The sequence below is a fragment of the Streptomyces longisporus genome (assembly GCF_039532765.1).
In the GTDB taxonomy this organism is placed as follows: Bacteria; Actinomycetota; Actinomycetes; order Streptomycetales; family Streptomycetaceae; genus Streptomyces; species Streptomyces longisporus.
This window is the reverse complement of the sequence record NZ_BAAASG010000007.1, coordinates 76,347-96,819: the sequence shown is the minus strand read 5'-3', so window position 1 is coordinate 96,819 and position 20,473 is coordinate 76,347. Positions and strand designations below refer to the sequence as shown.

At 71.9% G+C, this 20,473-nt stretch carries 16 protein-coding genes and 1 pseudogene; 8 read left to right on the top strand and 9 right to left on the bottom strand.

Going from position 1 to position 20,473, the window contains the following annotated elements:
* The first annotated feature begins 4 nt into the window (after positions 1–4).
* Positions 5–1,780, top strand: a complete 1,776-nt coding sequence (locus ABD355_RS12000) for a hypothetical protein (RefSeq protein WP_344400190.1) — start codon at positions 5–7, stop codon at positions 1,778–1,780.
* Positions 1,781–3,225: 1,445 nt separating this feature from the next.
* Here the strand turns inward: ABD355_RS12000 and ABD355_RS11995 are convergent.
* Positions 3,226–5,316 carry a tetratricopeptide repeat protein gene (locus tag ABD355_RS11995; protein WP_344400189.1) on the bottom strand — a complete coding sequence of 697 codons (2,091 nt, stop codon included), beginning with the start codon at positions 5,314–5,316 and terminating at the stop codon, positions 3,226–3,228.
* Between the two features lie 133 nt (positions 5,317–5,449).
* The gene (locus tag ABD355_RS11990) at positions 5,450–5,887 is read right to left on the bottom strand and encodes a PPOX class F420-dependent oxidoreductase (protein WP_344400188.1); all 438 of its coding nucleotides are present in this window, start codon (positions 5,885–5,887) and stop codon (positions 5,450–5,452) included.
* Positions 5,888–5,977: 90 nt separating this feature from the next.
* On the opposite strand from ABD355_RS11990, the gene ABD355_RS11985 reads away from it, so the two are divergent.
* From ABD355_RS11985 to ABD355_RS11975, 3 genes are all read left to right on the top strand, one after another.
* Positions 5,978–6,553, top strand: a complete 576-nt coding sequence (locus ABD355_RS11985; protein ID WP_344400187.1) for a TetR/AcrR family transcriptional regulator — start codon at positions 5,978–5,980, stop codon at positions 6,551–6,553.
* Positions 6,550–7,926, top strand: coding sequence for an MFS transporter (locus ABD355_RS11980; RefSeq protein WP_344400186.1), 1,377 nt, complete (start codon positions 6,550–6,552; stop codon positions 7,924–7,926). Before ABD355_RS11985 ends, ABD355_RS11980 begins: the two co-directional genes overlap by 4 nt.
* 171 nt (positions 7,927–8,097) lie before the next feature.
* Positions 8,098–9,327: a serine hydrolase domain-containing protein gene (locus ABD355_RS11975; RefSeq protein ID WP_344400185.1), complete on the top strand. Its 1,230-nt coding sequence runs from the start codon at positions 8,098–8,100 to the stop codon at positions 9,325–9,327.
* A 70-nt stretch (positions 9,328–9,397) separates the two neighbouring features.
* On the opposite strand, the gene ribA is transcribed toward ABD355_RS11975, so the two are convergent.
* Positions 9,398–10,057 (bottom strand): GTP cyclohydrolase II, encoded by a 660-nt coding sequence (ribA, locus tag ABD355_RS11970; RefSeq protein ID WP_344400184.1) that lies wholly within the window; start codon positions 10,055–10,057, stop codon positions 9,398–9,400.
* 38 nt (positions 10,058–10,095) lie between these two features.
* On the opposite strand from ribA, the gene ABD355_RS11965 reads away from it, so the two are divergent.
* Positions 10,096–10,902 carry a creatininase family protein gene (locus ABD355_RS11965; protein ID WP_344400183.1) on the top strand — a complete coding sequence of 269 codons (807 nt, stop codon included), beginning with the start codon at positions 10,096–10,098 and terminating at the stop codon, positions 10,900–10,902.
* A 155-nt stretch (positions 10,903–11,057) separates the two neighbouring features.
* Here the strand turns inward: ABD355_RS11965 and ABD355_RS11960 are convergent.
* The 5 genes and pseudogenes from ABD355_RS11960 to ABD355_RS11940 all read right to left on the bottom strand — a co-directional run.
* A pseudogene (locus ABD355_RS11960) lies at positions 11,058–12,335 on the bottom strand (lysylphosphatidylglycerol synthase transmembrane domain-containing protein); the annotation flags it as partial.
* On the bottom strand, positions 12,332–13,321 hold the full coding sequence (locus ABD355_RS11955; protein WP_344400182.1) for a class I SAM-dependent methyltransferase: 990 nt from the start codon (positions 13,319–13,321) through the stop codon (positions 12,332–12,334). The gene ABD355_RS11955 and the pseudogene ABD355_RS11960, both read right to left, overlap by 4 nt.
* The gene (locus tag ABD355_RS11950) at positions 13,318–14,529 is read right to left on the bottom strand and encodes a glycosyltransferase family 4 protein (protein ID WP_344400181.1); all 1,212 of its coding nucleotides are present in this window, start codon (positions 14,527–14,529) and stop codon (positions 13,318–13,320) included. The genes ABD355_RS11955 and ABD355_RS11950 overlap by 4 nt, the downstream gene beginning before the upstream one ends.
* Positions 14,526–14,924, bottom strand: coding sequence for a 6-carboxytetrahydropterin synthase (locus tag ABD355_RS11945; protein ID WP_115910305.1), 399 nt, complete (start codon positions 14,922–14,924; stop codon positions 14,526–14,528). Before ABD355_RS11945 ends, ABD355_RS11950 begins: the two co-directional genes overlap by 4 nt.
* Positions 14,925–15,040: 116 nt before the next feature.
* The gene (locus tag ABD355_RS11940; protein WP_344400180.1) at positions 15,041–16,021 is read right to left on the bottom strand and encodes a zinc-dependent alcohol dehydrogenase; all 981 of its coding nucleotides are present in this window, start codon (positions 16,019–16,021) and stop codon (positions 15,041–15,043) included.
* Between the two features lie 108 nt (positions 16,022–16,129).
* Between ABD355_RS11940 and ABD355_RS11935 the strand changes: the two genes are divergently transcribed.
* The 3 genes from ABD355_RS11935 to ABD355_RS11925 all read left to right on the top strand — a co-directional run bounded on the left by ABD355_RS11935 (position 16,130) and on the right by ABD355_RS11925 (position 18,713).
* A complete protein-coding gene (locus tag ABD355_RS11935; RefSeq protein ID WP_344400179.1) occupies positions 16,130–16,906 on the top strand; it encodes a CDP-alcohol phosphatidyltransferase family protein in 777 nt (258 codons plus the stop codon).
* 403 nt (positions 16,907–17,309) lie between these two features.
* Positions 17,310–18,266 (top strand): ATP-binding protein, encoded by a 957-nt coding sequence (locus tag ABD355_RS11930; protein WP_344400178.1) that lies wholly within the window; start codon positions 17,310–17,312, stop codon positions 18,264–18,266.
* A 54-nt stretch (positions 18,267–18,320) separates the two neighbouring features.
* On the top strand, positions 18,321–18,713 hold the full coding sequence (locus tag ABD355_RS11925; RefSeq protein ID WP_344400177.1) for an SCO5389 family protein: 393 nt from the start codon (positions 18,321–18,323) through the stop codon (positions 18,711–18,713).
* A 42-nt stretch (positions 18,714–18,755) separates the two neighbouring features.
* Here ABD355_RS11925 and ABD355_RS11920 read toward each other — a convergent pair whose 3' ends face one another.
* On the bottom strand, positions 18,756–20,399 hold the full coding sequence (locus ABD355_RS11920) for an APC family permease (RefSeq protein WP_344400176.1): 1,644 nt from the start codon (positions 20,397–20,399) through the stop codon (positions 18,756–18,758).
* Positions 20,400–20,473: the final 74 nt, after the last annotated feature.

Here is a 20,473-nt window from a genome sequence, read left to right as displayed (position 1 = left end):
ATCGTTGCCCGATCACACGAGCGGGTGGCGAGAGGCGGACGAGGACGTGGCGGGGGCCGGGTGGATACGGGTGCCGGTCGGCGACGACGCCGCACGGTGGGCCACCCGCGGGCGCAGCCACAAGGTGCTGCTGGTCGTCCACAACGTGACCGCGGCGACCCGTCTGCTGGATGTCCTGCCGCTGTTCCACGACGACTTCAGGGTGCAGCTGCTGGCCACCTGCCCGGGCTCGTCGGCGTTCCGGGCAGGCATCGCGGAACTGCTGGACGGGACCGGGGTGCCCGTACTGCCGTGGGAACAAGCGGTCGAGACGCCGGTCGCGCTGGCCGTCTCGGCGAGCTTCGGCGGTCAACTCCGATCACTTTCCGGTGTATTGACCGTGTTGTCGCACGGTGTCGGATACACTAAAAAACTGGCGACACCCGACACCCGACACCCGACACCGGGCAGCGGTCAGGAACGGTCGGATCCGGTCTTCGGGATGTCCCCGGAGTGGCTCCTCGACGAGAACGGCAAACCGCTCGCGGACGCACTCGTCCTCTCCCACCCCGAACAGTACGAGCGGCTGCGCGCCGTCTGCCCCGAGGCCGCGCCGACGGCCGTGCTCGCCGGGGATCCCTGCTGGGACCGTCTGCTGGCGGCCCGCCCGTACCGCGACCGCTTCCGCCGCGCCCTCGGGGTGGGCCGGGACCAGCGCCTGATCGTCCTCAACTCCACCTGGAACCCCGAGTCGCTCTTCGGCGACGGCGGCGGCGATGACGTACTCCCTTCTCTGCTCCCCCGTCTGACCTCGGAGTTCCCGGCCGATGAGTACCGTCTCGCGGCGGTTCTGCACCCCAACGTCTGGCACGGTCACGGCCCCGGCCAGATCCGCGCCTGGCTGGACCGCGCCCGCCGCGCCGGGCTGGCCCTGATCGACCCACTGGAGGGCTGGCGCCAGGCGCTGCTCGCCGCCGACGCGGTGATCGGCGACCACGGATCCGTCACCTACTACGCCGCCGCCCTCGGCACACCGGTCCTCCTCGGCGCCGCGCCCCTCGCGGGCCTGGACCCCGAGGCCCCGGTCCACGCATTCGTCAGTACCGCACCCCGCCTCGCCCCCGCCGGGCCCCTGCGCCCACAACTGGACGCTCTCATCAACAACCACCAACCACACCCCGAACCCGCCGAGTCGGTCAGCTCCGCACCGGGCGAGTCCGCGACCCGCCTCCGACGGCTCTTCTACGACCGCATCGGCATCCCCGAACCGGACGCCCCCGCCCGCCTGGAACCACTCCCTCTCCCGCCGTACGAACCCGCGACACACACCGTCCCGCTGCTGGTCCTCACCCGCCTGCTCGGCTCCGGCGAGGTCTCGGTCACCCGGTACGCGGGCCCGCATCCACCGGCGGGCGGGGAGGGCGAGGCGCACACGGCGGTCCACGAGGACACCCGCGAGAGGGACCAACTCGCCCTGGCGGACGTGGTGTTCCGCTACGGCGACGAAAACGACCCGCGCTTCGTCTCCCCCGCGCACTGGACGGCGGAGGCCCTCACCCGCCATCCGCACTGCGCGCTGACCGCCTATGTCACCGGCCCTGGCTCGTGTGTCGTCCGCACCCGTTCAGGCACGTCGATGCGCCTGGACGCCGCTCCGGGCGCGGACGCCGATCCGGCGGCGTACGCCTCCGCCCTGCATGCGTGGCTCGCAGCGGGCAGGTCGCTGGAGGAGGCGGCCGGGCAGGGGCTGACGGCCCGAATCGGAACGGCAGCCCACCCTGTGCGCCTCACTCCGGCGTAACGCACGGCTCCCGCAGCCACGCCACCCTGAACCGGGCTCCCCCAGGCACTCAAGCGCCTCGCAGCAGCCAAGCCACCGAGCCGCCCGCCGGACAGGGGTTGCCCCTCCCGGGAGTGCAGCTCACCCCGACCCGACGCACCGGTCCCGCAGTGACGCCACCTGGTACTCGGCGCGTTCCAGGGATCGAGCGCCGCGATCGCCTCGCCGATGGCGTCGACCAGGAAGACGCTCACGGTCCGGATCGCCCACCACGTGACACTCGCGTTCTCCCACCCGAGGGCCTCAAGCGCCTCGCCACGGCGCACGGCTCACAGCAGGCAACGCACGAAAGCCGCCGGCCGGACAGGGGCTCACCATCCCGGGACGACAGCCACCACCAGCAGCTCACTCCGCCGCGACACACCGCTCCCGCAACGCCCGCAACCAAGCCACCTGACACTCGGCGATCTCCCCACCAAGGCCCTCAAGCCCCTCGCCGATCGACGCAGCTCGCAGCAGGCAAACCACGCCGAGCCCGGAACAGCGCTGACCATCCGGACCGGGACGACAGCCCACCCCGGCCGACTCACTCCGGCCTGACACACCGCTCCCGCAACACCCCCAACCACGCCACCCGACACTCGGCGATCTCCCCACCCAAGGCCCTCACGCCCCTCGCCGATCGACACAGCTCGCAGCAGGCAAACCACCGAGCCCGGAACAGCGCTGACCATCCGGACCGGGACGACAGCCCACCCCGGCCGACTCACTCCGGCCTGACACACCGCTCCCGCAACACCCCCAACCACGCCACCCGACACTCGGCGATCTCCCCACCAAGGCCCTCACGCCCCCCGCCGATCGACACAGCTCGCAGCAGGCAAACCACCGAGCCCGGAACAACGCTGACCATCCGGACCGGGACGACAGCCCACCCCGGCCGACTCACTCCGGCCTGACACACCGCTCCCGCAACACCCCCAACCAAACCACCCGACACTCGGCGATCTCCCCACCAAGGCCCTCACGCCCCCCGCCGATCGACACAGCTCGCAGCAGGCAAACCACCGAGCCCGGAACAGCGCTGACCATCCGGACCGGGACGGCAGCCCACCCCGGCCGACTCACTCCGGCCTGACACACCGCTCCCGCAACACCCGCAACCACGCCACCTGACACTCGGCGATCTCCCCACCCAAGGCCCTCAAGCCCCTCGCCGATCGACACAGCTCGCAGCAGGCAAACCACCGAGCCCGGAACAGCGCTGACCATCCGGACCGGGACGACAGCCCACCCCGGCCGACTCACTCCGGCCTGACACACCGCTCCCCCAACACCCCCAACCACGCCACCTGACACTCGGCGATCTCCGCACCGAGGCCCTCAAGCCCCCGCCCAATACGCACAGCTCGCAGCAGGCAAACCACCGCCGGCGGGGCAGGGGCACGGCAGCCATCCCCAGCGGTTCACTCCGCCGTGGCGCACCGCTCCCGCAGTACCCGTAGCCAGGCCACCTGGTACTCGGCGTTCTCCCGGTCGAGGGCCGTGAGTGCCTCGTCGATCAGTGGGCGGGCGCGGTGCGGCTCGTCGGCGGACAGGTGGGTTTCGGCGAGGTCCGTGAGCGTGCGGGCCGTGTTGTAGGCCTCGGCGGTGTCGCGGAAGAAGTGGAGGGCGCGTTCGAGGCGCTGTACCGCCTCCTCGCGGCGGCCGAGGCCGCGCAGGGCGCGTCCCCGGTGGCGTTCCAGCAGGGCGCGGGCACGCGGGAGGTCGGCGGCGCCCTCGTCGTCGGGGCCGATGCCGTCGAGGATGCCGTACGCCTCCTCGAAGCAGGCGTAAGCCTCCGCGAAGCGCCACTGGCGCAGCCGTAGCAGGCCGAGGAACTCGACCGCGGAGGCGTGACCGCGCACATGGCCGGCCGTCCGCTCGTCACGGGCGGCGGCGAGCGCCTCGGGTTCGGCTTCGTCCCAGCGGCGCAACTCCGTGAGGGTGTGGGCGAGTTGGGCGTGCAGCGCGCCGGCCGTGCGGGTGCCGGGGAAGTGTTCGTCGGCGGTACGTGCTCCGGCGCGCAGTGCGGGCAGCAGGACGTCGTGGTGGCCGGCCTTGAGCTGGAGCGGCCACAGGGCCTGGCAGAGCAGGACGACCGTGGCCCAGTCCCGGAAGTCCTCCGCGGCATGCACCGCCTCGACGAGACCGGGCGCCTCGGCGGCCAGGGCGGCGACGGCCGTGCCCCGGTCCACGAAGGACACCGGCGACTCGGCGGCGGGCACCCGCCAGCTCTCGGGCAGTGCGGCCCGTGCCGCGCCGACGGCGAGGTCCCGGTAGCCGGCGACGACGCGGCTGACGGCGGCCGAGCAGGCCGCGATTCCGTCGAGGGCGGCAGCCGTGTGCTCGGCGTGGGCGCGAACGGCGGGGCGGTAGCGGTAACGGCCGGAGTCGGTGCGTTCCAGGAGGAGCGCCTCGGCGAGTTCCTCCAGGTGGCGGGCGGTTTCCGTCTCGTCGAGATCCGCGGCGCGGGCGGCCGCTGCGGGGTCGAGCGCGGGCCAGTCACGCAGGGCGGCGAGCCGGTAGAGACGGGCCGCGGCCGGTGTGAGCAGACGGTACGAGTCCTCGGCGGCGGCGCGGACGGGGTCGCCCGCCGGCCCCGCGGGCGGCTCCGTGCGCGCGGCCAGGCGGGGTGCCGCGGCGCGCAGGGCGTAGGGCGAGCCGGCGCAGCGGTCGAGGACCGCGGGCAGCCCGGCGCGGGCCGCGCTGATCGCCGGTTTGCCGACGAGGTCGGTGAGCAGCCGTACGGCGTCCCGCCTGGCCAGCGGGCCGACCGGGATGCGCAGGGCGTCCAGGCCGGTGAGCGGCTGCCGGGCGACGACGATCGTGAAGACCCCGGGCGCCGAGGTCAGCAGCGGCCGCAGCTGGGCGGCGGACCGGGCGTGGTCGAGCACGAGCAGCAGCCGCCGGTCGGCCAGACAGCGCCTGAGGAGCTCCGCACGGTCGGCGGCTGCCGGGGGTATCTCCTCGTCCGGCAGGCCGAGTCCGCGCAGCAGACTGCCGAGAACCGCTTCGGGCGCGCGGGCGCGCAGGTCGGCGTAGAGCTGGCCGTCGGGGAAGCGGGCGGTCTGCCGCCAGCCCCAGTGGATGGCGAGGGTGCTGGTGCCGATGCCTTCGGGACCGTGGAGGAGGACCAGCCGGGGGCGTCCGGCGAAGGCGCGCGTCGCCTCCTTGTCCAGGGCCTTCAGGGCCTTTTGGCGGTCCGTGAAGAAGTGCGGGGCGGTGGGCAGACAGGGGCGGTGCGGTCCCGATCCGGTGCCGGGGGCTCGTACACCCGCGGCGAACTGCGCCCACGCCTGCGCCAGTTGAGGGTCCCGCTGAACGCGTTCGTGCACCAGGCGGGCCACCTCGTCCAGTTGGGCGGGGGTGGTGGGAGCCGTCACCTCGCCGCCGGCGATACGGCGGACCAGACCGCCGGCCGACTCCCACGCCCACTTGCCGGCCTCGTTCGCCATGCCCGATCCGACGGCTCCGAGCACCGCGCCGATGGCGCCCAGCGAAACCGGATCCACCATGCCGCGACTCCCCGTCTTCCGCTCTCCGCCGTTCCACTGCCGCTCGCAGTGATCAACCCTAGCCGCAGTGACGGAACATGACAGGGCATCACGGCAGGTCGGCTCCCGAACCGCCGGACGGGCGTATGGCTTTTCAGCCCTGGTTGGCCCCCTTGGGAATGCCGTACGCCCGCTCCACCTTCAGCCGTACCACCAGGCGCCGGTCGCGGACCATCGCGGCACGGTAGTCGTCCCAGTCCGGATGCTCACCCAGGACGTCGCGGTACAGGCGGATCAGCTCCTCCACCGTGTCGTCGTGCGGGTCCTTGGCGACGGGTGTGAGCTCGGCGGTGCCCTCGACGACCGTGTAGGCGCGGCGGTCAGGGGTGGACACGTGGTACGACGCCCGCGCGTCCCGGCGCAGGTTGCGAGTCTTGGCCCGGTCGTCGGTGACGGAGATCCGGACGATGCCCTCGTCCGGGTAGTAGTGATGGCTGACGTTCGACAGCTGGGGCCGGCCGTCGCGCTTGAGGGTGACCAGTACGCCGCTGCGGTCGTCGGAGAGCAGCTCGAGCAGTGTGTCGTGAGTCATACCCGGATCAACCCGCGGGACCGATCTACGCATTCCCCTCCCCCTCTTCGCGAGTAGACACTGTCTACGAGCAGCTGGTAGACAGTGTCTATGGATGCATCGGAAAGTGGACTGCGGGACCGGCTGGTCGACGTCGGAGTGGAGCTGGTCGCCGACGAAGGCGCGCAGGCGCTGACCCTGCGGGAGATCGCGCGCCGGGCGGGCGTCTCGCACGGGGCGCCCCGCCGCTACTTCCCCACCCACCTGGAGCTGCTGTCCGCCATCGCCCGCCGCGGCTTCGCCGAACTGGCCGAGCGGGCGACGGCTGCGACCGGCGACGGCACGGCGACCCCCCGCGAGCAGCTCACGGCCCTCGGGCGGGTCTACCTGGAGTTCGCCGTCGACAGCCGCGGCATGTACGAGTTGATGTTCCGTCACGATCTGCTGAGAAGTGGGCACTTGGGTCTGCGTGACACCAGCCTGCCGCTGTTCGGGCGGCTGGTGGAGCTGGTCGGGCGGGTGCGGCCCGACGCGGACGCCCGGGTCGTCGCGGGCGCGCTGTGGGCGAACCTGCACGGCATCGCCCAGCTGTGGGGCTGGGGCAGCCTCCAACTCGCCACGGGCGCCGACGACTTCGTACCTGTGCTGCGTTCGGCCCTGGACGCGCACCTGGGGGACGGCGCATGAGCGGGCACCGCGCGCTGACGTTGACGTGCAGTGTGGTCGGGGCGGTGATCGTCGCCCTGGACGGCACGGTCCTCACCGTCGCGCAGCCCACCCTGCAACGCGACCTGGGCGCGTCCTTCGCACAGGTCCAGTGGACCAGCACCGGCTATCTCATCGCGGTGGCGGGCCTGTTGGTGTTCTCCGGACGGCTCGGCGACCGGTACGGGCATCAACGGCTCTTCGCCCTGGGGATGCTGGGCTTCGGCGTGACGTCGGCGGGCATCGGTCTGGCACCCGGTGTCGGCTGGGTGATCGGTCTGCGGGTCCTGCAAGGTGTGTTCGGGGCGTTGCTGCAGCCTGCCACGCTGGGGATGCTGCGGGCCGCCTTCCCGCCCGACCGGCTGCGGATGCCGATCGCCGTGCGGACCGGCGCGATCGGGCTCGCGGCCGCGGCGGGGCCCGTACTGGGAGGGGCGCTGGTGGCCGGCCCGGGCTGGCGGGCGGTGTTCTTCCTCAACGTCGTACCGGCACTCGTCCTCGGCCTGCTCGCGCTCACACTGCGCGGCCCGCGCGACCGGCAGTCCTCCCCCGTCCGCCTGGACGTGCCCGGCGCGCTGCTGCTCGCTGTGACCCTGGCCTGTCTGGTCCACACCCTGGTCACCCTGCCGAACGATGGATGGACGACGGCGAGCGCGCTCGGCCTGGTGGCGGCCGCGGTCGCGGGTGCCGCCTTCGTACAGCATGAGCGGCGGACAGCGAGCCCCCTGGTGCCGCCGGGCGTCGTGGGCTCGGCGGCCGTCGGTTCCGCGCTCGCCATGCTGGTCGCCGCGTCGGCCGCCCTGAACGGCACGCTGTTCGTCGCCACCTTCCTGCTCCAGGACACGCTCGGTCTCGACCCGGTGCACATGGCCCTGCTCAGCCTGCCGCTCGCGGCACTGATGATCGTCGCCGCGCCGGGGTGCGCGGTGCTGCTGCGCCGCGCCGGTGCCCGCCGTACGAGCGTGGCGGCGATGACCGTTCTGGCCGCCGGGATCCTGGTGCTGGCCCGGGCCTCCGGCACGGTCGGCTTCTGCACCGGGTTCGCACTGGTGGGGGCCGGGTTCGGCACGGTGATGGTGGCGGCCACCCATGTCGTCGTACGCCAGGCCGCCGTCGGGTCGGCCGGGGTGGCGGGCGGGTTGCAGCAGACCGCGATGAACGTCGGGCCGGTGCTGGGCGTGGCCGTAGCGACGACGCTGATGGGGCTCGGCCACGGGCACGGGCTGCCGCTGGTCGTCCTCGCGATGGTGGCCGTGGCGGGGGCGGTGGCGGGCCGCGCACTGCCGGAACGTTCCACCGAAACGATCAATCATGGTCAACAGGGAGCCAACGCCCGCGTTCCTGAGCGACGATGAGACCAGGCAGAACAGGCACAGTCCGCTGTGGTTCAGCACGCCCCTGAAGGGGCGCGGGTCCGTATCGTTGTGCGGCTCCGCCGCGCGGGCCCGACCAGCCACGATGGTGCCGCAGACGATCTGCGGTCCGTTCGCGGCACTCACAGCGGAGCGCGTTTCGGAGGAGAGCGAATGGCAGAGCTGCGACAAGAGGTCGACCCCGGTGAGGCCGGGCTGGACGCCAAGGCGCTGGACCGCCTCGACCAGCACTTCGCCCACTACGTCGACGAGGGCCGCCTGCCCGGCTACCTGGTGGCCGTGGCCCGCGGCGGACGCGTCGCCCACCTCACCACCCACGGCCTGCGCGACATCGCGGCGGGGCTGCCCGTCGAGGCGGACACCCTGTGGCGGATCTACTCCATGACCAAGCCGGTCACCTCGGTCGCCGCACTGATACTGGTGGAGGAGGGCCGTCTGTCGCTCGACGACCCGGTCGCCCGCCATCTCCCGGCCTTCGCCGACCCTCAGGTCTACGAGAGCGGATCCGGCTCCGACACCCGGACCCGCCCGGCCGCCCAACCCCCGCTGATCCGGCACCTGTTGACCCACACGGCGGGCCTGACCTTCGCCTTCTACCACCAGCACCCCGTCGACGCCCTCTACCGCGAGGCGGGCCTCGATTCGGCCGTACTGCCCGGCTCGGACCTGGCCGGGACCGTGGACGCGTACGCGCGCCTGCCGCTGCAGTTCGAGCCGGGCACCGAGTGGAACTACTCGGTCGCCACCAATGTCCTCGGCAGGGTGATCGAGGTCGTGTCCGGGCAGCCGCTCGACGTGTTCTTCGCCGAGCGCGTCCTCGGCCCGCTCGGCATGACCGACGCCGGGTTCTGCGTCACGGACGAACAGGTGCCGAGGCTTTCCGAGTTGTACGGCGAGACCGACGCCGGCGGCATCGAGCCGATCGCCGGGCTGCCGCTGCGCGGGCGGCCCCGCTTCCTGTCCGGCAGCGGCGGCATGGTGGCCTCCGCGTACGACGTGCACCGTTTCATGGAGCTGCTGCGCCGCCGCGGCGAGCTCGACGGGGTCCGCCTGCTGGCCCCCGAGACGGTGGACCTGATGACCAGCAATCAGCTGCCCGGCGGCGCCGACCTGCGCGCCTTCGGCAGCCGCCCGGCCCATGACGAGCCCGGCAACGACGGCGTCGGCTTCGGCCTCGGCGTCTCCGTCGTCATCGACCCCGACCGCACCCAGGCGCCCTCGGGCCCGGGCACGTTCGGCTGGAGCGGGGTGGCGACGACGACCTTCTGGGTGGACCCCGGCCGCGATCTGACCGTGCAGTTCATGACGCAGGTCCGGCCGAAGTCGTCACTCAGGCTCTTCCCGGACCTCAAGCGGCTGGTCCACGAGGCGGTCGCGGACTGAACGGTCCCCGGGGTCGCGACCGGATCACCTCGCCGACCGCCGGCGTCGGCGAGGTGATGCGCGATCCTGCTCAGGACAGGTGGGCCACCGCGTCCAGATGCGGCAGGACGTGGTCGAGCCGTTCCCGCTTGGTGCGCAGATAGGTGATGTTGCTCTCGCACGGCGGGATCAGCAGCGGGACGGTCTCGGCCACCTCGATGCCGTGCTGCACCAACGCCTCCCGTTTGCGCGGGTTGTTGGACATCAGGCGCACCGAGTTCACGCCCAGGTCCTGAAGGATCTTGGCGGCGACCCCGTAGTCGCGGGCGTCCACCGGCAGCCCCAGCGCGAGGTTGGCCTCTACGGTGTCCAGGCCCTCCGCCTGCAGCGCCATCGCCCGCAGCTTGGCGAGCAGACCGATGCCGCGGCCCTCGTGGCCCCTCAAGTAGACGACTATGCCGCTGCCTTCGGCGACGACGGCCTTCAGCGCGGAGGCGAGCTGGTCGCCGCACTCGCAGTGCTGGGAGCCGAACGCGTCACCGGTCAGGCACTCGGAATGCAGCCGGGTGAGAACACCGTCCGTGCCGATGTCACCGTGGACGAGGGCCACTTGCTCGTCGCCGCGATCGTGATCCATGTAACCCACCGCCCGGAATTGCCCGTACACCGTGGGCAGTGGGGCATTCACAATCCGTTCCACGCCCGTGCGCTGTGGGGACTTCTTGCCGAGGACGCCGATTTTATCTGTCATGATCTGATTCCTAAGCAGAGACGAAAGGCCGTGAAGAAATGAGTGTTTCGGGCGCGCGTACGGCGGCATACGGGCTGGTGCCGGCGGACACTACGGAAGAGGTACGGACCAGGGCGGCGGGTGTCTCAACGCAGGTCGCCGTCCTTCCGGTCGGGAGCTTCGAGCAGCACGGTCCGTTCCTTCCGCTGGCGACCGACACGCTCGTCGCCTGTGCCGTGGCCCGGGAGATCGCGGCGGCGTACCCGGTGCACCTCCTTCCGCCGGTGACGATCTCCTGCTCGCACGAGCATGCGGCCTGGCCTGGGACCGTCAGCATCTCCTCCGTGACCCTTCACTCGGTGGTGAGTGACATCGCACAGTCGCTGCGCCGCTCCGGCGTCGACGTCCTGGTGGTGGTCAACGGGCACGGCGGAAACTACGTACTGGGCAACGTCGTTCAGGAATCCTCCGCCCGCGGCGAGCGCATGGCACTGTTTCCGGCGGCAGAGGACTGGGAAGCGGCTCGGCAGCGGGCGGGGGTGATCACCTCGCTGCTGACCGACATGCACGCGGGAGAAATCGAGACCTCCATCCTTCTGCACGCTCACCCGGAATTGCTCCGCCCCGGTTATGAGACCTCCGATTTCGTCGCGGACGACCGGCGTCATCTGCTCACCCTCGGTATGTCCGGCTATACCGATTCGGGCGTCATCGGACGCCCTTCGCTCGGTTCCGCGGAAAAGGGGAAGGAACTGCTCGCCGCCCTCGCGGATTCCTTCGGAGCGTATTTCTCACTCCTCACCTCGGCGGACGATTCCGGCGCGGAAACCGGAGATACGGGGGAAGCCGGCAGCGCGCGCGGGTAGTTGGGTTCGCGTGCGGGTTCCGGGGCTGCCTCCGCGGCCGTTCCGGATCCTGCGCGCAGGCCCGTGTACCAGCGGGCGACGAGGACGGCCAGGCCGGGCAGGGCCGCCACGAAGCTGAGCACCCCGTACACCACGGAGACGGCCACCCCGCTGCTCGCGCCGAGCCCCGCCGCTCCGAACGCCCAGGCGGCGACGCCCTCGCGGGGGCCGAAGCCGCCGACGTTCAGGGGCAGGCCCATCGCGATCAGTGCGAGGACCGCAAGCGGCAGCAGCGCGGCCACGGAGGCGCCGGATCCGGCGACCCGCGCTGCCAGCACGAACATCGCGACGTGGCCGGCCAGTATGAGCACCGACGAGACGACGACCCCCGGCCAGTTGCGGCGCGACAGCAGCCCCTCGCGCGCCTCGGCGAGCGTCGCGCGCAGCGCCCGCCCGCGGCGGGAGGGCGTGCCGTTCATCCGCAGCGCGACCAGGACGGCGAGCGCGCCCACCGCCGCGAGCCCCACCAGTGGCGCGAAGTGCCGGGTCTGCGCCAGCACGGGGGACGGCATCGTCAGCAGCACGGCTCCGCCGAGGACCGTCAGCGCGACCTGCCCGGCGACCCGTTCCAGGACCACCGAGCGCACGCCGCGGCCCATGTCACCGGCGCTCTGCCCGTGCCGTACCGCACGGTGCACATCGCCGAGGACTCCGCCGGGCAGGGCGGCGTTCAGGAACAGCGCCCGGTAGTAGTCGGCCACGGCCGCCCCGAGCGGCAGCCGGATCCTGAGCCCCCGGGCGACCAGCGCCCACCGCCACGCACTGAGCACGGTGGTGACCACCCCGATGCCCAGCGCCGCCAGCAGCGTCGGCATGTCGATCCGCCGCAGCCCGTCCAGCAGCACCCCGGTCCCGAGGCGCCACAGCAGCGCCCCGAGGATGACGACACCGGCGACCGTACCGAAGTGGGTCCTCACGGCACGAGAGTTGAGCCGAGCCACAACGCCACGCCACCACGACCCCCGCCCCACGCCCGCCTCGGACCGGGGGGAGGAGACGATCACACCGATGCGCGCCTCGGAGACGGCAGCACCGGTGGGCGCGAGGGACGGCACCCCACGGGGCCGGCCGCCGACGGCCGCCCCCGCCGAACCGACACCACCGCCCCGCGCCTCAACGGTCAACCCGGTCGACCCGGCACCTCCGGCTCGCACCTCAACGGCCGCACCCGGCGCGGACGCAGATCCGACACCAACGCCCCGCGCCTCAACGACCGCCCCGGTCGCCGTCGTGGAGCCCGATCCGACGGCCTGCGCGTCCACCGGCGCCTCCGTCGACGTCACACCGTCGGCCTGCCCCTGGGCGGGTACGCGACGCAGGGCGCGTACCGCTCGTGCCGTTCGCCCGCTCGGGTCACGTCGTACGACGACCGCCCGCACCGTCTCCACGCTCATGACGCGCCGCCCGTCGGCCGGGACAGGGCCAGCAGGTCGCTGTGGTGGACGACGACGTGGAGTTCGCCCGCGGCGCAGGCGGCCAGGCGGTCCTGCAGATACCGTTCTGCGCGGGCCTTCAGCTCGGGGCGTTCCTCGACGGCCGCGCCCACCCAGCCGCGCAGCCACTGGGCCGTCAGCGCGGCCTCGTCGGGGCCGAGGCGCCAGGGGCTGGGGTTGACCCGTACCGTCGCGCCCCGTTCCGAGAAGGCCTCGCAGGCCACCGTGATCGCGTCCGGGCCGAGCAGGTCGCCGCGGCGCTGGTGGGCGTTGAACGCCTCGGTGATCTCCTCGTCCATCGGGTCGGACGGGGTGAGTTCGACGCGTCCGGCCACCGAGAGCGTCAGCAGGGCGGGGCAGCCGGCCCCGGTGCAGGCGGCGGCGAGGGCCTCGATCTCCTCGCGGGTGAGGACGTCGAGGAGCGCTGAGGCCGTCACCAGCGAGGCGCCGGCGAGCGCGTCCGGGGTGAGCCGGGCGACGTCGCCGCGCCGCGTCTCCACGCTGACCCGGCTGCCGTCGGCGGCGGACCGCGGGGAGGCGACGGCCGCGAAGTGCAGCAGGTACGGGTCGCGGTCGTGCAGGACCCAGTGCTGGGCGCCGTCCAGGCGGGGTGCGAGCCAGCGGCCCATCGAGCCGGTGCCGCAGCCCAGGTCGTGGATGACCAGCCCGGCCTTGCCCGGCAGGTTGGCCAGCCGGATCCGCAGCGGGTCGAGCAGTTCGTGCGCCCGCGCGGCGGCGTCGGCGGGCTCGCGCAGCTCCAGCCACTCGGGCGCGTAACGGGGCGGCTCCTCGGGCCCGGTGTCCCGCAGCCGCACGGTGGCGCGCTCGCCGGGGCGCGGGGCGGGGCCCGCGCCGGGAATCACGGAGTCCTCCGTCTCGGAGCCGCCGCGCGGCCCGGGCTGCGCCGGGATCTTCCCGCCGGCCTTCGCCGGTACCGTCCTGTTCATGCCGCCCTCCTGGGTTCGCTCGGCAGCCGGCCCAGTACTCCGGCAAGGCTTCGGGCCGTGGTCGCCCATCCGTCCAGGGCGGCCCGCCGGCCCCGGGCGGCGGCCTTCAGCCGGCGTCGTACGTCGGCCTCGCCGAACCAGCCGCGCAGTTCGGCGGCGAGGGCGGCGGGGTCCTCCGGCGGCACGAGGATGCCGGGCACACCGCCGTCGGGGGCGCGTCCGACCGCCTCCGGGAGACCGCCGACATCCGTGGCCAGCACGGGAATGCCGCGCGCGAGGGCTTCCGTCACCGCCATGCCGTACGTCTCCGCGTACGAGGTGAGGACCATGAGGTCGGCGGCGTTGTAACTGGCGTCGAGCTCGGCACCGGACTGCGGTCCGGCAAGGTGGATCCGGTCCTCCAGACCGTGCTCCTTGATCAGCAGCCGCAGATGGGCGACGTACTCCGGGTCGTGCCCGAGCCCGCCGACGCACACGCAGCTCCACGGCAGGTCGGCCGCCGCGGCCAGCGCCTGCACCAGCCGGTGCTGCCCCTTGCGCGGGGTCACCGACGCGACGCACAGCAGCCGGGAGACGCCGTCGGTGCCGGAGGCGAGGGGCGCGATGTCTGCGCCGGGTGCGGCGACATGCACCCGCTCGGGGGCGAGGCCGTGGTGGGCGACGAGGCGGCGGACCGCCCAGTCGCTGGTGGCGATCACGGCGGGCACGGCCCGCAGCACGGCACGCTCCTTGGCGTCCAACTCGGCGGCCACGGCGGGCTCGAGGCCCCGCTCGTCGCCGAGCGGAAGGTGCACGAGGACCGCCAGATGCAGCCGCTCCGTCTCCGGGACGACGATCTCCGGGACCCCGCAGGCCACGATCCCGTCCAGCAGGACGACCGAGCCCTCCGGCAACTCCCGCAGCGTCCGCGCGAGTTCCGCTCGGGCCGCCGCCCCCGGCCGCGGCCACTCGCCGGCCACGGCGTGCTTGTGCACCTGCCAGCCGAAGCCGGGCAGGTCCAGACTGACCCGCCGGTCATAGGCGTTGCCCCCGCTCGGCGCGGCCGGGTCGTCGACGCCGCCCGGCATGACGAAGTGCACGGAGCGCAGGGACATGGGGATGATCTCGGCGTTCTTCAGGGCGGAGTGCTGCACGGGCACATAGCTGAGCGAGGTCGTCTCCGCCTCCCCGGGGGCGTTCTCCACCTTCTCCAAGGTCACGTCGGTCACAGGGCACGCTCGTAACTCGCCCACGCGATGTGCGACTCGTGCAGCGTCACCGAGATGCCCGCGATGCCCTTGGCACCCTCGCCCAGCGCACCCTTCTCGATCCGCTCGGCGAGCCGGTCGGCGATGACCTTCGCCAGGAACTCCGTGGAGGTGTTGACGCCGGCGAACTCGGGCTCGTTGTCGAGGTTGCGGTAGTTCAGCTCGCTGACGACGGCGCCGAGTTCCTGGGTGGCGAGTCCGATGTCGACGACGATGTTGTCGTCGTCCAGCTGCTCGCGCCGGAACGTGGCGTCCACCAGGAACGTCGCTCCGTGCAGGCGCTGCGCGGGTCCGAAGACCTCGCCGCGGAAGCTGTGGGCGATCATGATGTGATCGCGGACGGTGACACTGAACAACGGACGACCCTCCAGGTGCGGCGCGTCTGGTCCTCCGGCCGTTGGCCGCCGGAGGATGCCGTGTAGTACGGCTCTTCGCTTCCCCCCGTTCAGCCGAGTCTCACTCTTTTCTCAGGTCAGACCGTTTCGGGATACCTCACACGGTGACACAGCGCGGGAATCTCACCGCTCGCCAGCCGGGGCATCACCTCCGGCAGCTCCTCGAACGCGCTTTCCCCTGTGATGAGGGCGTCGAGGGCCGGGTCGGCGAGCAGGTCGAGGGCGAGGGCGAGCCGGTCGGCGTAACTGCGGTTCGCGCGGGCCGGGGAGACGGTGCCGACCTGGCTGCTGCGGATCGTCAGCCGCCGGGAGTGGAAGGCCTCGCCGAGCGGGAGGCTCACCTTCCGGTCGCCGTACCAGCTCAGTTCCACGACGGTGCCCTCGGCGGCCAGGAGTTCCAGGGCCCGACCGAGGCCCTGTTCCGTGGCGCTGGCATGCACCACGAGGTCCCTTTCTCCGAGCGCGTCCTCGGGCAGCGCGAAGTCGACTCCGAGGGCCTCGGCGGTCTTGGCGCGGGCCGGGTCGGCGTCGACGAGTTGCACGCGTACGCCCGGGAAGCGGGCCAGCAGGGCGGCCACCGAGCAGCCGACCATGCCGCCGCCGACCACCGCGATCCGGTCGCCGACCAGCGGCGCGGCGTCCCACAGGGCGTTCACGGCGGTCTCCACGGTCCCGGCGAGGACGGCCCGTTCGGCAGGAATGGCGTCCGGAACGACCGTAACGGCCGAAATCGGCACCACGTACCGCGTCTGGTGCGGATACAGACAGAAGACCGTACGCCCGACCAGTTCCTCGGGCCCCTCCTCCACCCTCCCGACACTGAGGTAGCCATACTTCACGGGTGCGGGGAACTCACCTTCCTGGAACGGCGCCCGCATGGCCGCGTGCTGACTCTCCGGAACGCCGCCGCGGAAGACGAGTGTCTCGGTGCCGCGGCTGACCCCGGAGAAGAGCGAGCGCACCAGCACCTCGCCCTGAGCGGGTTCGGGCAGGTCGACGGTCCGGATCTCGCCGAGACCCGGACGACTCAGCCAGAACGCGCGTGCGATGCGGTTCATCCGGCCTCCTCCTGAACGATCGGGAAGTTGTTCACGTACCGAGGTGTGCACAGGCCGCGCACAGTACGCGGCGTTGATCGACTTTGTCATACGGCCGGAGGGTGTGCGGTGGCCCTGAACAACACTTACGACGCAAGGCTGGTCCAGCAGGAGACCGCTGTGGGAGCGGGCGTTCAGATCCTGTTGCTGGCCCTGCTCGGCACGGCGATCGGCATGGGGCCGGCGGGCTGGCTGACCGGCCTCGTCTTCGCCATCGCCATGTGGGCGGTGCTCTCGCGGGCACTGCACCGCACCCGGCCGCGCTCGTTCGGCCCGGCCAACCGCGTGACCCTCGGCCGGGCGACCCTGGTGGGCGGTGTGACCGCCCTGGTTGCGGACTCCTTCGAGAGCTCCCCGCCGGTCACCGCCCTCGTCGGCCTCACGGCGGTCGCCCTCATCCTGGACGGCGTCGACGGCAAGGTCGCCCGCGCCACGGGCACCTCCACCCCGCTGGGCGCACGCTTCGACATGGAGGTCGACGCGTTCCTCATCCTGGTGCTCAGCGTCTACGTCTCCATGCAACTCGGCCCGTGGGTCCTGCTCATCGGCGGCATGCGCTACGCCTTCGTCGCCGCGGCCCGCGTCTGGCCGTGGCTGAACGCCTCACTGCCGCCCAGCACGGCCCGCAAGACGGTCGCCGCGATGCAGGGCATCTGCCTCCTCCTGGCCGCCTCGGGCTACCTGCCCCCCATGGCCTCCCTCGGGGTCGTCGTCCTGGCCCTGACCACCCTGATCTGGTCCTTCGGCCGCGACGTCCTGTGGCTGCGACGCACGTCCCGGGTCCGGGACGGCGAGGTGGAGGAGATGCTGGACCTGGAGTCGGAACGCGAGCCGGTGACGTCCTGAACGACGGTCACACCTCGCGTGGGACCGGTACCGGGTCGGCTCCCGGACCCGAGCCGCTCGTCGGGCGTTGGCGGCCTCACGGTCGGGCCGCGGGGCCTCCGGCCGCCGGGCACATGTCAGGAAGCGGTCGGCAGCGCCCTGCAAGGGGCTCGGGGCTGTGTCGATTTGCGGCTCCGCCGCGCGGGCGCGACCAGCCACAGCGGACCGGCAGACAACCGACAACGCGTCAGCGGCACTCACCGCAGAGCACTACCGCCGCGGCAACAACCCCACCGCAGCCGCCGGCACGGCCCCGAAGCCCGCCCCCGCCGCCGGGATCCCTGCCGCCGATTTGACAGACCGTCGGAAGCTGCCTAAAACCTAGCCACATGACATTCATTTTCAAAATGAGGTCGGCCCGGTAATGCGGGTCGCGTTCGTCGGCAAGGGCGGCAGCGGCAAGACCACCCTCTCAGCGCTCTTCACCCGTCATCTGGCCCGCTCCGGCGCGCCGGTACTCGCCATCGACGGCGACATCAACCAGCACCTGGCCGAGGCGCTGGGACACGACGAGGACCATCTGGACGCCCCGCCCCTCGGCGCCCACCTGCCCCAGATCAAGGAGTATCTGCGGGGCACCAACCCGCGCATCGCCTCCCGCGAGGCGATGATCAAGACGACCCCGCCCGGCCGCGGCTCCCGTCTCCTGCGCCTTCTCGGCGACGACGCACTCCACGCGCGCCACGTGCGCCGTGTGGGCGACGTGCCGCTGATGGTGACGGGCGAGTTCGACGAGAGCGACCTCGGGGTGGCCTGCTATCACTCCAAACTCGGCGGCGTCGAGCTCTACCTCAACCACCTGGTCGACGGCCCCGGCGAGTACGTGGTGGTCGACATGACGGCGGGCGCGGACGCCTTCGCCTCCGGCCTGTTCACCCGGTTCGACATCACGTTCCTGGTGGCGGAACCGACCCGTAAGGGCGTCTCGGTCTACCGCCAGTACCGCGACCACGCCCGCGAGTTCGGCATCCGTATCGCCGTGATCGGCAACAAGGTGACGGGCGAGGACGACCTGCTGTTCCTCAAGGAGCAGGTGGGCGACGACCTCCTGACCCACCTGGTCCACTCCCCGTGGGTGCGGGCGGCCGAACAGGGCCGCGCGGAGGGCGGGTTGGACACCCTGGAGCCGCACAACCGCCACGCCCTGACCATTCTGCGCGAGACCGTCGACGCCCACCCCAGGGACTGGCCCGCCCTCCACCGCCACGCCGTCGAGTTCCACCTGCGCAATGCCCGCGCATGGGCGGACGAGGCGACCGGCCTGGACCTGGCCGCCCAGGTGGACCCGGAGTTCGTACCGGGCCCGACGGCGCTCACCTGACCACTCCCCCCCATTCAGCACATCCACCGACTCCTGGAACGGACGCCCCTTTTCATGTCTCTCGACGTCTCCCCGAAGCTCCTCGCCGAAGCCGAGTCCGGTGACATCCGCGAGGAGGACTTCGTGGACACGGTCCGCACGTCCCTCCCGTACGCCTACGACCTGATCGCGTCCCTCGCGACCGAACTCAAGGGCGGCACGGCGGAGTTCACCGACAATCAGACCCCTCCCCCCTCCGAGCAGGAGCGTGGTCAGCTCCTGCGCGCCCTCGCGAGCGACGCCATCCGCGGCAGCCTGGAACGCCACTTCGGGGTGGAACTGGCCTTCCAGAACTGCCACCGGGTGGCGGCGTTCCGGCCGGGGGCACGGGACGGCGAGACGTACGGGCGGTTCACCTCACTGCGGTCGCAGGTGCTGAACCAGTCGCCGGAGTTCCGGGACTGCTGACGCGCCCCGCGCCCTGCCGGCCGTCTCGGCCGAAGCCCCCGGTCAGAGGACTTCTTCCTCCTCGGGGACGACGACCTGGTCGATCATGTACTGGATCTGCTCGGCCGGCAGGGCGACCGCCATGGCCCAGTAGTAGATGATCAGGCTGAAGACGCCGGTGGCGACCATGTCCCACCACAGCGGGAACCATGGGTGCTTCAGGGGTCCGAAGTCGCTCAGGTAGACGATCAGACCCATGCCGACCAGGTAGACCGGCAGCCACTGCGCGGCGCGCAGGTCCAGCTGCGGGGTGATCGGGTTCATCTTGAACACCCTGTTGGCGACCAGGATGACGTAGCCGATGAGGATGGCGACGCCGAGCTTCCAGTCGGTGGTCCAGCCCGACCACAGGATGAGCAGGTTGGCGACGATGAACGCCAGCGGCGACATCCAGCTGCCGCCGGGCAGCCGGTAGGGGCGGTGGGCGTCGGGCAGACGGTTGCGGAACACACCGAACGAGAGCGGCGCTCCCGCGTACATCAGCACGCTCGCGCTGGTGATCAGCCCGACCAGGGAGCGCCAGCTCGGGAAGGGCAGGAAGCAGATGCAGCCGATCACGAAAGCGGTGAGCAGGCCGACCCAGGGGACACCGCGCTTGTTGGTCCGCTCGAAGGCGGTCGGCACATAGCCGTTGCGGCTGAGGCCGTACGACACCCGGGAGGAGCCGGTGATGTAGATCAGGCCGGTGCCGCCGGGTGAGATCACCGCGTCGAGATACAGGACGGTGGCCAGCCAGCCGAGGCTGATCAGTGTGGCGACCTGCGCGAATGGCCCGCTCAGGGCGGTGAACGCGGAGTTGGCCCAGGTATGGCCGATCTGCGACGCGGGCAGCGCCGCGAGGAAGACGACCTGGAGCAGGATGTAGATGATGATGCCGAGGATGATCGACCCGATCACCGCGCGCGGGATGTCCCGCTTGGGGTTGGCGCTCTCACCGGCGAGCTGGTCGGCCTGCTCGAAGCCGAGCAGGGCGAAGATGATGCCGCTGGTCGAGACCGCGGACAGGATGCCCTTGGCCCCGTAGGGGTTGAATCCGTCGGCCGCCGTGAAGTTGCCGGTGTGGAACTGCGCGATGGCGAAGACGAAGATCGTCAGCAGCGGGATGCCGACCTTCCACCAGGTCGCCGCGCTGTTGGTGCGGGCCAGCAGCCGGATGCTGAGGAAGTTGATGGCCGTGATGACCGCCATCAGGCCCACCGCGACGGCGATGCCGGAGCCGGTGAGGACGTGCTGGCCGCCCTTGATCTTCTCCCAGCCGTGCGCCCAGGAGTAGTGCTGGCCGTAGGTGATCATGGCCAGGACCTCGATGGGTGCCACCGTGGCCGCCTGCAGCCAGGAGAACCAGCCGAAGGAAGCTCCCGCGGCGCCACCGTAGGCGTAGTGCGGGAAGCGGGCGGTACCGCCCGACACCGGGTACATCCCGCCGAGCTCGGCGTGCACCAGCGCCAGGATCAGAATCGCGACGCCGCCGATGGCCCAGGAGATGATGGCCGCGGGCCCGGCCGCCGCCAGCGCCCCTTGGGCGCCGAACAGCCACCCCGACCCGATGATCGATCCTTCCGAGGCCCAGATGAGGCCCACGAAGCCGATCTCGCGCCGCAGTCCCGGTTTGGTTCCCGCGCCAGGCGCCTTTTCCGATATGGCCATGACATGCACCCCCTCATAGGGTGATCCTCGTCACATTATCGTGCCACGCCGACGCTTTCGCGACAGCCGCCCAT